This window comes from Streptomyces sp. NPDC048185 (assembly GCF_043202495.1).
Classification (GTDB): domain Bacteria; phylum Actinomycetota; class Actinomycetes; order Streptomycetales; family Streptomycetaceae; genus Streptomyces.
The window spans coordinates 361384-374010 of record NZ_JBIDAN010000008.1; the positions used below are offsets into that span (position 1 = coordinate 361384).

Sequence of the window (12627 nt, forward strand, 5' to 3'; positions counted from 1 at the left end):
GTCGGGACATGACCTCGCCCAGTGTCCTCCCGGCCCCCCACGCCTCCCCGCTCGACCTCGGCGGCCGCACCGCCCTCGTCACCGGCGCCGCCGGCGGCATCGGCCGCGCCTGCGCGCTGCGGCTCGCCGCCGCCGGGGCCAAGGTCAGAGCGGTCGACCGGGACGCCACCGGGCTCGACGCGCTCGCCGAGCTCGCCGTGGACCTCACGGGCACCGTCGAACCGCACGTCCTGGACCTGACCGACCTGGACGCCGCCGAACACGCGGCCGCCGGCACCGACGTCCTCGTGAACAACGCCGGGCTGCAGATGGTGCGGCCCCTGGAGGAGTTCCCGCCCGACGTCTTCCACACGGTGCTCACCGTCATGCTGGAGGCCCCCTTCCGCCTGATCCGCGGCGCCCTGCCCCACATGTACGGGCAGGGCTGGGGCCGCATCGTCAACATCTCCTCCGTGCACGGACTGCGCGCCTCCGCCTACAAGGCGGCCTACGTGTCCGCCAAGCACGGGCTGGAAGGCCTCTCCAAGACCGCGGCCCTGGAGGGGGCCGCCCACGGCGTCACCTCCAACTGCGTGAACCCCTCCTACGTCCGCACCCCGCTCGTGGAGAAGCAGATCGCCGACCAGGCCCGGGCGCACGGCATCCCCGAGGAGCAGGTGCTGTCCGACGTACTGCTGCGGGACAGCGCGGTGCGGCGGCTGATCGAACCGGAGGAGGTCGCCGAGGCCGTGGCGTACCTGTGCGGCCCGCAGGCGTCCTTCATGACCGGCACCTCCCTCGTCCTGGACGGTGGCTGGACGGCGCACTGACCGGGCGCCGAGCAGGGCGCCACCCCGGCGGCCCGGGTTTTCCACAGGGCTGCCGGGACGACCGTGCGATGGGGAATCCTGTGACCATGTCCCGCGATCACGCGCAGTCCGCCGAGCGTCCCGTCCACGATGCCGCGGCGCCGGTGCAAGCAGCGGCGTCCGACGGGGCGGAGACGCCCTTCCTGGAGCTGCTGGCCCGGGGAGCCGGCGCCGACGCCTACGAGCAGCCGGTGCTCCTCGCCCGCGCGGAGGGCGGACCGGCCGAGCGGATCGCCGCCCTGGAGCGGGCCAAGCTCCTCGCGCTCCGCGTGCGCTCCGAGCTGGAGGGCCGGCGCCGGCGGGAGGCCGAACTGTCGGCACTGTTCGAGACGGCCCACGACCTCGCGGGGCTGCGCGACCTGGACGCCCTACTGCGCGCGATCGTGCAGCGGGCCCGCTCGCTGCTCGGCACGGACGTGGCCTACCTCAGCCTCAACGACCCCGCCCGCGGCGACACCTACATGCGCGTCACCGAGGGTTCGGTCGCGGCCCGCTTCCAGCAGCTGAGGCTCGGCATGGGGGAGGGGCTCGGCGGCCTCGTCGCCCAGACCGCGCGGCCCTACGTCACCGACGACTACTTCAAGGACGCCCGTTTCCAGCACACCCGCACCATCGACACGGGAGTGAGGGACGAGGGACTCGTCGCGATCCTGGGCGTCCCTCTGATGCTCGGCCACCACGTCATCGGCGTGCTGTTCGCCGCGGACCGGCGCGCCCGGGTCTTCGAACGGGAACAGATCGCCCTGCTCGGTTCCTTCGCGGCCCTCGCGGCGGCGGCCATCGACACCGCGAACCTGCTCGCGGAGACCCGCTCGGCCCTCGCCGAGCTGGAGCGGGCCAACGAGATCATCAAGGACCGCAGCGGCGTCATCGAACGCGCCTCCGACGTCCACGACCGGCTCGCCGAACTGGTCCTGCGCGGCGGCGGCGTCCACGACGTGGCCGCCGCGGTCTCCCAGGTCCTGGCCGGCACCGTCGAGTTCACGGAGGCCGCATCCGCACCCGGCCGGGCCCTGGAGACGTCCCGCGCGGAAGGACACGCGGTGCGGCACGACGACGACTGGATCGCCGCCGTCGCAGCCGGCGGCGAACTGCTCGGCGCCCTGGTCCTGCGCGGCCACCCGGGACTCGACCCCGTGGACCAGCTCACCCTGGAGCGGGCCGCGATGGTCACCTCCCTGCTGCTGCTCGCCCGGCGCTCCGCCGCCGAGGCCGAACAGCGGGTGCGCGGCGAACTGCTGGACGACCTGCTCGACGCCCGCGACCGCGACCCGCGCCTCCTGCGCGAACGCGCACGCCGGCTGCACGCCGACCTCGACGCCACGCACGTCGTCCTCGCCGCACGCCTCGACGCCACCGCGCCCGACGCCGACCAGGAGGCGGACGCCCGCCGGCGCCTGTGGGCCGCGGCCTCCCACCTCGCCGCGACCCGGCACGGCCTGGCTGCCGCCCGCGACGGCGGCACCGTTCTGCTGCTGCCCCTCGACGCCCGGGACGGCGCCACGGAGCTGGCCCGCCGCACCGCACGGGACCTGGGCACCGCCGTCCACGAGGCCGTCACCGTCGGCGCCTCCGCACCCGTCGAGGACCTGACCGGCCGTCCCGAGACCGTGGCCGCCGCCTACACCGAGGCCAGGCGCTGCCTGGACGCCCTGCGGTTGCTGAGCCGCTCCGGGGACGGAGCCGCCGCCGACGACTTCGGGTTCCTCGGGCTGCTCCTGGCCGGCGACCGGGACATCGGCGGCTTCGTCGACCGCACCATCGGCCAGGTCGTGGCCTACGACGAGCGGCGCGGCACCGAGCTGCTGCGTACCCTCGACGCGTACTTCGCCTGCGGCATGAGCCCCGCGCGCACCAAGGACGAACTCCACGTCCACGTGAACACGGTCGCCCAGCGCCTGGAACGCGTCGCCCGCCTCCTCGGTGACGACTGGCAGAGCCCCGCCCGCACACTGGAGATACAACTGGCCCTCAGACTGCACCGGTTGTCGGCCCCGGAACGGCGCTGACCCCCGCACGCGGGGAGCGTACGGGGGCCGGCGGCACGGCGGTCAGGCGGTACGCGCACCGGTGGGGCGGGAGTCGGCCGGCTCCTCGGCCCCCTCCCCGGCGGACGCGACGTCGGCGAGGTCCCGGTGGCGGGTCTCCTTGGCCACGCCGACGGCGACCAGGGTGAGCAGGGCCGCGGCGATGACGTAGAGGGAGATCGGCGTCGAGCTGTCGTACTCGGACAGCAGCGCGGTGGCGATCAGCGGCGCGGGGGCACCGGCCGCGACCGACGCGAACTGGGCGCCGATGGAGGCACCGGAGTAGCGCATCCGGGTCGCGAACATCTCGGAGAAGAAGGCCGCCTGCGGCGCGTACATCGCGCCGTGCAGCACCAGGCCCACGGTCACCGCGAGGAGGAGGCTGCCGAAGTGCCCGGAGTCGATGAGCATGAAGAACGGGAACATCCACAGCCCGACACCGGCCGCCCCCAGCAGGTACACGGGGCGGCGGCCGATCCGGTCCGACAGCGCACCCCAGGCCGGGATGACCGCGAAGTGCACGGCCGAGGCGATCAGCACCGCGTTGAGCGCCGTCTGCTTGGACACGTCGGCCGCGGTGGTGGCGTAGACGAGGATGAAGGCCGTGATGACGTAGTAGCTGATGTTCTCCGCCATCCGCGCGCCCATCGCGATCAGCACGTCGCGCCAGTGGTGCCGCAGCACGGAGACCAGCGGCAGCGGGTCGGCGTCCGCCTTGCGCGCCTCCGCCTGCGCCAACGCCTGCTTGAAGACGGGGGATTCGTCGACGGACAGGCGGATCCACAGACCGACCATGACCAGCACGCCGGACAGCAGGAACGGTACCCGCCAGCCCCAGCCGGTGAACGCGGCGTCCGACAGCACCGCCGTCAGCAGCGACAGCACACCGGTCGCCAGCAACTGCCCGGCCGGTGCACCGGTCTGCGGCCACGACGCCCAGAACCCGCGGCGCCGGGCGTCCCCGTGCTCGGACACCAGCAGCACGGCGCCGCCCCACTCACCGCCGAGCGCGAAGCCCTGCACGAGCCGGAGCACGGTCAGCAGCACGGGAGCGGCCGTGCCGACGGTCGCGTGCGTCGGCAGCAGTCCGATCGCGAAGGTGGCCCCGCCCATCATCAGCAGGCTCAGCACCAGCAGCTTCTTGCGGCCGAGCCGGTCACCGTAGTGCCCGAACACCAGCGCGCCGAGCGGACGGGCGGCGAATCCGACGGCGTAGGTCAGGAACGACAGCAGGGTGCCGACCAGCGGGTCGGAGTCCGGGAAGAACAGCTTGTTGAAGACGAGGGCGGCGGCGGAGCCGTAGAGGAAGAAGTCGTACCACTCGATGGTGGTGCCGATGAGGGACGCGGCGACGATGCGCTTGAGATTGCCGGGTGTCGGGGGAGCGGATGCTGCGGAGGCCATGTGCGCCACTTCCTCGTGTGCGGTGGGGACGGGTACGTGTCGGCACACCGTAGAAACACGCAGGTCAAGCGCACATGTGGTGGGGCACCATAGTTCGGGTCCTGGGTATCCGCGTGGCCACCATGCCGGCTCCCGGAACGGCGGGGACGGGCCCCGGCCGGGGCAGCGCGGAGGTGGAGCGTGAGAACCGGAAAAGCGCAGATCAACGGGGCGTCCCGGTTCCTCCCACAGCGTAAACCTTGAGTGGCGGACTCCGGTCGGGAAGGGTGGGTCCTCGAAGGCGTCCTCACCGGAACGCGTTCGCAGGACGAACAGAACGGACGGAGTACATGGCTGACTCGCACGAGCTGAGGCAACGCTGGATCAGGCGGTTCCACCCTTCGCAGGACAGCGACGTCACGGTGGTCTGCTTCCCGCACGCGGGGGGATCGGCCAGCTACTTCCTGCCGGTGTCGGCTCGCCTCGCGCCCCGTGCCGAGGTGCTCGCCCTCCAGTACCCCGGACGCCAGGACCGGCGTAACGAGCCCGCCCTGACCAGTGTCGACGCCCTCGTGGACGGAATCACCGACGCGCTGCGCGACTACGCCGACCGGCCGCTGGTGTTCTTCGGGCACAGCATGGGCGGCACGCTCGCCTTCGAGACCGCGCGGCGTCTGGAGGCGGAGTCCCCGGGGCGGTTGCTGGGGCTGGTCGTCTCCGGGCGCCGGTCACCCACCAGCGTGCGCGAGGACAAGGTGCACCTGATGGACGACGCGGGGCTGCTCGCGCAGATACGCAAGCTCGAGGGGACCGCGTCGGCGCTGCTGGACGACGAGGACGTGGTGCAGATGATCATGCCGGCCCTCCGCGCCGACTACACGGCGGTGGAGCGCTACGCGTACCGTCCGGGACCCGAGCTGAACTGCCCGCTGTACGTGTACACCGGTGACGCCGACCCGCAGGTGCGCGAGGACGAGGCCAAGGGGTGGGCCGAGCACACACGTGCCGACTTCCGGATCCGGACCTTCACCGGCGGCCACTTCTACCTCGCCGAGCGGAGCGAACAGGTGATCGCCGCCCTGCGTGAGGATCTGACCCGCTTCCGGCAGGGACCCCGCAGCCACCCCGAGGGCTGATCCCTTCCGGTCACGGACAGAACGTGCACGCGCCGTCCTCGACGGCGCGTGCACGTGAGGCCGGAGGCCGGACGGGACGTCAGCTCCGGTCGGCGTAGCGGGCGGTGAGTTCCCGCTTCAGTACCTTTCCGCTGGGTCCCAGGGGGAAGTCCGTCACGAACTCGACCAGCCGAGGGTACTTGTGCGCGGCGACCCGTTCCCTGCTCCAGGACACGATGTCCGCGGCGAGCACCGGACCGGGGTCCTGACCCGGCCGTGCCCGCACCACGGCGCACACCTCCTCGCCGTACTTGTCGTCGGGGACCCCGATGACGGCGACCTGGGCGATGGCCGGGTGGCGCATCAGCACGTCCTCCACCTCGCGGGGATAGACGTTGTAGCCGCCGCGCAGCACCATGTCCTTCTTGCGATCGACGAGGGTCAGGTAGCCGTCGGCGTCCTTGGTCCCCAGGTCACCCGTGCGGAACCAGCCGTCGACCAGCACGGCCGCGGTGGCCTCCGGCCGGTTGAGGTAGCCGGCCATCACGTTGTGGCCGCGCACGACGATCTCGCCCACCTCGCCGGGCGGCAGCAACTCGACGCGGTCCTCGACGCCGGCGGCGGCGATCTCCGCCTCGACGCCCCATATGGTGCGGCCCACCGTGCCGGGCCTGCGCGGCCACGCCTTCTGGTTGTACGCCACGACCGGTGACGTCTCGGTGAGGCCGTACCCCTCGTAGATGGGGCAGCCGTACACCTCCTGGAAGTCCTCCAGGACCTTGACCGGCAACGCCGAACCGCCGGAGAAGGCACGGTCGAGGGCGGGGCGGCGGGCGTCCTCGGCGGCGGCGTCGAGGAGGGCCAGGTACATGGTCGGCACCCCCATGAACACCGTGCAGCCCTCGGTGACCATCAGGTCGAGCGCGGCGGGACCGTCGAAGCGGCTCATCAGGACCAGGGTGCCGCCCGCCAGGAAGCAGGCGCTCATGCCGCAGGTCTGGCCGAAGGTGTGGAACAGCGGCAGACAGCCCAGCAGCACGTCGTCCGGGGTCAGGTCGAACGGCGAGCGCATCGTGGTGCTGACGTTCATCACCAGGTTGAGATGGGTGATCATCGCGCCCTTGGGCCTACCGGTGGTGCCCGACGTGTACAGGACCAGGGCCAGGTCCTCGGGCGCCCGCGGCACCGGGCGGTCCAGGGGCTCGGCCCGCTCCGCGAGGACGTCCAGGCGCGCCGGACCGTCGGCGCCGTCGGGGCCGTCCTCCGCCATGACGGTGAGGAACGCGACCCCGGTCACCTCCGCCGCCTTGGCGCCCTCGGTCAGCATCGGGCCCGCGCACACCAGGGCCTTCGCCTCGGAGTCGCGCAGTACGTGGACGATCTCGTCGGCGCGCAGCAGGCCGTGCACCGGCACCACCACGGCACCGAGCGCCAGCACGCCGTAGTACACCATGGGGAAGTGCGGCGTGTTCGGCAGCAGCAGGGCGATCCGGTCGCCCGGCCGTACCCCGTGCTCCCGCAGCACCGCGGCGTACCGCCGCGTGGCCTGCCACAGTTCGGCGTAGGTGATCCGCTCGGAGCCGAAGACGAGCGCGGGGTGGCCGGGGCGCCGCTCGGCGGACTCGGCGAGGACGGAAGCGGCCGAGAGCGTCATGCCGCACCGGTGTGCCGGGCCGCCAGCGCCTGCTTGTCCGGCTTGCCCGCGCCGGTCAGGGGCAGGGTGTCGTGGAAGGTGACCACGGCGGGAACGTGCTTCGGGGACAGTTCGGCGGCGACGTGGCCGACCAGGGCGGCGGAGTCGGCGGTGCCGCCCTGCCGCAGCACGACGGCGGCGTGGATGTGCTCCACGCGGTCGTCGTCGACCACGCAGTACACCGCGGCCTGGACGACCTGCGGATGGGACAGCAGCGCGTTCTCGACGTCCGTGGGCTGGACCTTGATGCCGTTGGTCTTCATCACCTCGCCCAGCCGGCCGTGCAGGCGCAGAATGCCGCCCTGGTCGACGGAGCCGAGGTCGCCGGTGTGCACCCAGCCGTCGCGGACGGCCGCCGCGGTGAGCTCCGGCTCGCCCCAGTACCCGAGCATGTTGAACGGGGTGCGCACGCACACCTCGCCGATCTCGCCGGGCGGGAGGTCGCGGTGGTCGTCCGGGTCGAGGATACGGACCTCGGCGGTCAGCTTCCCGACGGTCCGGCGCAGTTCGGGGTCGAAGTGGTCCGGCGGGAGCAGCACGCTGATGCCGCTGGTCTCCGTGGTCCCGTAGAACTGGAGGAGCACCGGACCGAACACCTCGACCGCCTCCGCCAGTCGTTCCGGGGAGGCGGCGCAACCGCCGTAGGTGATGATCCTGATGCTCGACCGGTCCGTGGTGGCCGTGCCGGGGTGGTCGACCAGCATGTACAGCTGCGGCGGGGTGAGCGTCAGCGCCGAGACGCGGTGCTGCTCCACCGCGCGCAGCACCGCACCCGGCTCGAATCCGTCGTGCAGGACGACCGTTCCGCCGGAGGCGAGGGCGAGGTCGACGCCGGAGCCGTTGGAGTGGCTCACCGGCAGGGTCGACAGGTACACGACGGGCTCGGGAGACTGAAGGCCCGCCATGAGATACAGGCTGCGCACGCGGTACGGCAGGGTGACGCCCTTGGGCCTGCCGCTGGTGCCGCTGGTGAAGAGCACCACCGCCGGCTGTTCGGGGTCGGCCTCGACGGCTTCCAGGTCGAAGGCGTCCGGGTCGCCCGAGGACAGGTCCAGGACATCGGGCCCGAGGGCGCCGAGCGCGGCGAGCCGTGGCGGCGCGGAGAGCCGGCCGGCCAGCTCACGGGCCGCGTCGAGGTTCTCCTTGTCCACCGCGAGGTACGTCGCCCCACTCCTGCCGAGGATCTCCAGGCGGGCCGCGGCGGCGAGCTGGTCGGAGGGGTCCACGGCGTTCGTGGAGTGCAGGTGCACCACGGTGGCCCCGGCCAGGTTGGCCGCGTAGCGCAGGACGATGGTCGCCGGGGTATTGGTGACAGTGAGCACCGCCACGACCGGAGCCGCACCGCTCGCATTCGGGCCCGGGTCCTCGGAGAAGTTCCTGCGCAGCAGTTCCGCCGCCCCGAGAACCGCCCGGGTGAATTGGCCCGCGGTCATCTCCTCGCCTTCCCGCCACAGGGCGATCCGGTCGGGATCCGACGCCAGCGCCTCAAGTACGCGGCGGGCGTAATTCTCGTTCGAGGACACCGAAACTCCACTCCGTCAACCCGTCTTGGTCGGTGCAGCTTTGCATGCTCGCGGGGGTATGGCAACGGGTCCTGAGTTACCGTCAGCTTTGCCGACTTGTCCGGTTGTTGGGGGATGTGTTTCGCCTCGTCGCTGTCATGGGTGGGTTGGACGCCGACCTTGGACTGATGATATACAAGGGCTACTCTCGCGCACCTCCTCGAATGTAGGACGGTCAGCCGCAATTACCCCGCACGATTCCGCCGATGATGCGTCCCGTGCCGGGGGCGAGAAAACGCCGTAGGCGCGAGGAATCAGCCAGCTCCACGCGCAGTCGCCTGTAGTTGCACGTGGCCTCGGACGGCCCCGAAAACGAAGCGAGTAGACGTGACCCAATACCTGGACCTCTTTTCACGCCTGATCGAGGGCGCTGACGGGGGAAAGAGAGAGTTCCTGGAGATCGGACGGCTCGCCGGGAGGTTCCCCGCGGCCAGTGTCCGCAGCAGCGGCGATGCCGACAGCATCAACGTCTGGTGCAGCAACGACTACCTCGGCATGGGCCAGCACCCCGCGGTGCTTCAGGCCATGAAGGAGGCGGTCGACACGTACGGCGCCGGCGCGGGAGGTTCGCGCAACATCGGCGGCACCAACCACTACCACGTGCTGCTGGAGGAGGAGCTCGCCGCGCTCCACGGCAAGGACGACGCCCTGCTGTTCACCTCCGGCTACACCGCCAACGACGGCGCGCTGTCCGTCATCGCCGGCCGCATAGAGGGCTGCGTCGTGTTCTCCGACGCGCTCAACCACGCCTCCGTCATCGACGGACTGCGCCACAGCCGCGCCCAGAAGCAGATCTTCCGCCACAACGACACCGCTCACCTGGAAGAGCTGATCGCGGCGGCCGACCCGGACGTGCCCAAGCTGATCGTCGCCGAGTCCGTGTACTCGATGAACGGCGACATCGCCCCGCTGGCGGAAATCGCCGACATCGCCAAGCGCTACGGGGCGATGACGTACATCGACGAGGTGCACGCCGTGGGCATGTACGGCCCGCAGGGGGCCGGCATCGCCGCGCGGGAGGGCATCGCCGACGACTTCACCGTCGTCATGGGCACGCTGGCCAAGGGCTTCGGCACCACCGGAGGCTACATCGCCGGCCCCGCCGAAGTGATCGAGGCGGTCCGCATGTTCTCCCGCTCCTTCATCTTCACCACCGCGCTGCCGCCCGCCGTGGCCGCCGGCGCCCTGGCCGCCGTGCGTCACCTGCGGTCCTCCGACGCCGAGCGGGAACTGCTGTGGTCGAACGCACAGTTGATGCACCGCCTGCTGGACGAACGCCGCATCCCCTTCATCTCGGACCAGACGCACATCGTGTCCGTGCTGGTGCGGGACGAGGCCCTGTGCAAGCAGATGTCCGCGCTCCTGCTGGACCGGCACGGGATCTACGTACAGGCCATCAACGCGCCCAGCGTGCGGGTCGGCGAGGAGATCCTGCGGGTCGCCCCCGGGGCCGTGCACACGGCCGACGAGGTCCGCGGCTTCGTCGACGCCCTGGACCAGGTGTGGGCGGACCTGGGCGCGGACCGTCTGCCGGCCGCCCCTGACCGCGGCTGACACGCACACCCAACCCCCCGTCGACGACTCGCACATGACCGGCTGTCAGGAAAGTCACGTCGAGCTGTCGTTGCTTGACACGAGATCGCCGACGGGGGTTGGATGAGATTATCGAACGGCTTAACGACTCGCGGGTAGATGTAACTTGCAAGGCCGCGGAGGCTCCCACACGCGAGCTGTGCCGCAATGAGCCGCTTCAGCGGTATTGCCTTCCCTGACCGGGAAGGATGGGAACGGGGGTTCTTGGTGACGCTTGCGTATGTCCTCGATGGTGGCATGAATGACCGGCCAGGGGCAGGCACCGAACTGTACGAGCTCTTTCCGAGCGTGCAGCGGACCTATGCGCAGATAGCGGACTGGACCGGCCTCGATGTTCAGCGAATTTTTCATGAACAGAGAGAACCGGGACAGGAGCATCGCCAAGGAGTCGGCGCCGTCAGACAAGCGGCTGCCATTCTCGCAATTGCCGACGTACTCGCCGAAGAATACGCAATAACACCCACTTCGGTATGCGGGCTCAGTTTCGGTGCACTCGTCGCCGCAAGCCTCGCCGGAGCGGTGGAACGTCGCGAACTGTTCACCCTGCTGATGCGTTTCCGGGAAGTGCCGCCGCCTCCGGCATCGGATTCCCGACGGCAAGCCGTCGCCATGCTCCGTGTCCCGGTGGAAACCGAACCCGCCGCCTTCGTGGCGGACGTTCCCGACGTCCACCTCTCCGCCGATCTCGGCCGCGTGGGCACCGGCAACGAACGCATGGTGCTGCTGGGCGGCTACCGGGCCGCACTCGAGAACTTCGGCACGACCCTGCCGCCCGGCGCCCTGCACGTCTCCGACGACCACGGCGCCGCCTTCCACTCACCCCTGCAACGGCACGTCACGGAGTTCATCGAACCCACGCTGGAGTCGATGACCTTCCGCGACCCACGCGTCCCCGTCCACTCGTGCATGGAGCGCAAGGCGCTCACCACGGGCGAGGAGATCCGCGACCTGTTCCGCCGCAACCCCACCGACCCGGTGAGCGTGCCGCACATGATCGGCGGCCTCGAGGACGCCGGCACCGAGCTCGGCCTGGTCCTCGGCCCCGCTGCCTTCGGCACCTTCCAGAACGCCGGCTTCCCCGTGGTCCACGTGGAGTCGCCGGACCACGTCTTCGAGGCGATGACCGCGGTCTACGACTTCGGCATCGAGCTGCCCCCCGTGGACGACGCGACCGTGGGGAGCACCCGATGACGGACATGACGGCACTCGTCGACGAGTGGCTGGACCAGGACATCGACGCCTGGACCCGCCGTGTCGTCCGCCGCCACTTCGACCCCGACACGGGCAGCCCGTACTGGCTCAAGCGCGCCGCCGAACTCGCCGTCGACCCCGCGGACATCACCCGGTACGACGACCTCGCCGCCTTCGGGCCGATGCCGCTCGGTGAACTGCGCACGCTCGACCCGGCCGACCTCGTGCCGCAGGCCGTCCCCCGCCCCCTGCGCGGACGTGTCTGGGACTCCGGCGGCACCACGGGCAGCCCCTGCCGCGTCTTCTACACCGAGCCGATGCTCGTGCAGCGCGCCGCCTGGCGCCGCTGGGTCATCGAACGCGAGGGGTTCGCCCCCGGCCGCGCCTGGCTCCAGGCCACCCCCACCGGTCCCCACCTCATCGGCCAGGGAGCCGTGGACCTGGCCGAGCTCTACGACGGCCGCGTGTACGGCATCGACTTCGACCCCCGCTGGGTCAAGCGGCTGCTGCGCGGCGGCAGGCTCAAGGAAGCCCAGGAGTACACCACCCACGTCGTCGAGCAGATGGCCGCCGTGCTGGAGAGCCAGCCCGTGGACTACCTCGTCACCACCCCGGCCCTGCTCCAGGCCTTCATCAAGGCCCGGCCCGAGCTGGTGGCCCGGCTGAGCGGCGTACGGCTCAGCGGCACCCACGCCACTCCGGCGATGCGCCGCTCCTTCCACGACGCGCTCGGCGGCGGACTCGTCGTCGTCACCTACGCCAACACCTTCGGCAATACCGTCGCCCTCCCCGTGGAGAACGAGGGCACGCTGATGCCCTACCTGCCGAACTACCCGCAGGTGACGATGGCGGTCGTCGACAAGGACGACTGGTCGAAGGTCGTCCCCTACGGCGAACAGGGCCAGGTCCGCCTGACCGTCCTCCACGACGACCTCTTCCTGCCGAACATCCTGGAGCGCGACCTCGCCGTCCGGTACGACACGGGCGACGCCTGGCCGTGCGACGGTGTCGCCAACGTCAAGCCCCTCCAGGTCGTGCGCTCGGCACCCGAGGGAATCTACTGACCCACGGCGGGGCCGCGCGGCCCCGCCGCGCCCGCCCGGCCACGCACCGGGCGGACCCGGGCGGACACCGGCCAACGCCAGTAGCGCCCGCCCGGACCCCGCCGCCGCACGCCCCGGCCCGCCCGGCCGGTCACCGGGACTTCGCCCACCG

The 12627-nt window shown here is 71.3% G+C and carries 9 protein-coding genes; 6 read left to right on the plus strand and 3 right to left on the minus strand.

The features are described from left to right. Nucleotides 1-8 precede the first annotated feature (8 nt). Both ACGF3H_RS24820 and ACGF3H_RS24825 read left to right on the plus strand, forming a co-directional pair. Nucleotides 9-809, plus strand: a complete 801-nt coding sequence (locus tag ACGF3H_RS24820; RefSeq protein ID WP_362488478.1) for a 3-hydroxybutyrate dehydrogenase — start codon at nt 9-11, stop codon at nt 807-809. Nucleotides 810-895: 86 nt separating this feature from the next. Beyond that, nucleotides 896-2857 (plus strand): GAF domain-containing protein, encoded by a 1962-nt coding sequence (locus tag ACGF3H_RS24825; RefSeq protein ID WP_362488477.1) that lies wholly within the window; start codon nt 896-898, stop codon nt 2855-2857. Nucleotides 2858-2899: 42 nt separating this feature from the next. Here ACGF3H_RS24825 and ACGF3H_RS24830 read toward each other — a convergent pair whose 3' ends face one another. After that, the gene (locus ACGF3H_RS24830; protein WP_362488475.1) at nt 2900-4279 is read right to left on the minus strand and encodes an MFS transporter; all 1380 of its coding nucleotides are present in this window, start codon (nt 4277-4279) and stop codon (nt 2900-2902) included. Between the two features lie 329 nt (nt 4280-4608). Here ACGF3H_RS24830 and ACGF3H_RS24835 point away from each other — a divergent pair, with 329 nt between their 5' ends. Next, complete coding sequence (locus tag ACGF3H_RS24835) at nt 4609-5394, plus strand: alpha/beta fold hydrolase (RefSeq protein ID WP_362488473.1); 786 nt, start codon at nt 4609-4611, stop codon at nt 5392-5394. A gap of 79 nt (nt 5395-5473) precedes the next feature. Here the strand turns inward: ACGF3H_RS24835 and ACGF3H_RS24840 are convergent, their stop codons facing one another. Further along, the gene (locus ACGF3H_RS24840; protein WP_362488471.1) at nt 5474-7027 is read right to left on the minus strand and encodes a long-chain fatty acid--CoA ligase; all 1554 of its coding nucleotides are present in this window, start codon (nt 7025-7027) and stop codon (nt 5474-5476) included. Next, on the minus strand, nt 7024-8589 hold the full coding sequence (locus tag ACGF3H_RS24845) for a fatty acid--CoA ligase family protein (protein ID WP_362488469.1): 1566 nt from the start codon (nt 8587-8589) through the stop codon (nt 7024-7026). The genes ACGF3H_RS24840 and ACGF3H_RS24845 overlap by 4 nt, the downstream gene beginning before the upstream one ends. 366 nt (nt 8590-8955) lie before the next feature. Here ACGF3H_RS24845 and hemA point away from each other — a divergent pair, with 366 nt between their 5' ends. The 3 genes from hemA (at nt 8956) to ACGF3H_RS24860 (ending at nt 12476) form a co-directional block, all read left to right on the plus strand. Next, complete coding sequence (gene hemA, locus ACGF3H_RS24850; protein WP_362488467.1) at nt 8956-10182, plus strand: 5-aminolevulinate synthase; 1227 nt, start codon at nt 8956-8958, stop codon at nt 10180-10182. 663 nt (nt 10183-10845) lie between these two features. Then, on the plus strand, nt 10846-11412 hold the full coding sequence (locus ACGF3H_RS24855) for a hypothetical protein (protein ID WP_362488465.1): 567 nt from the start codon (nt 10846-10848) through the stop codon (nt 11410-11412). Further along, entirely contained in the window at nt 11409-12476 is a 1068-nt protein-coding gene (locus ACGF3H_RS24860) for an arylcarboxylate reductase (RefSeq protein WP_362488463.1), read from the plus strand. The genes ACGF3H_RS24855 and ACGF3H_RS24860 overlap by 4 nt, the downstream gene beginning before the upstream one ends. Nucleotides 12477-12627 lie beyond the last annotated feature (151 nt).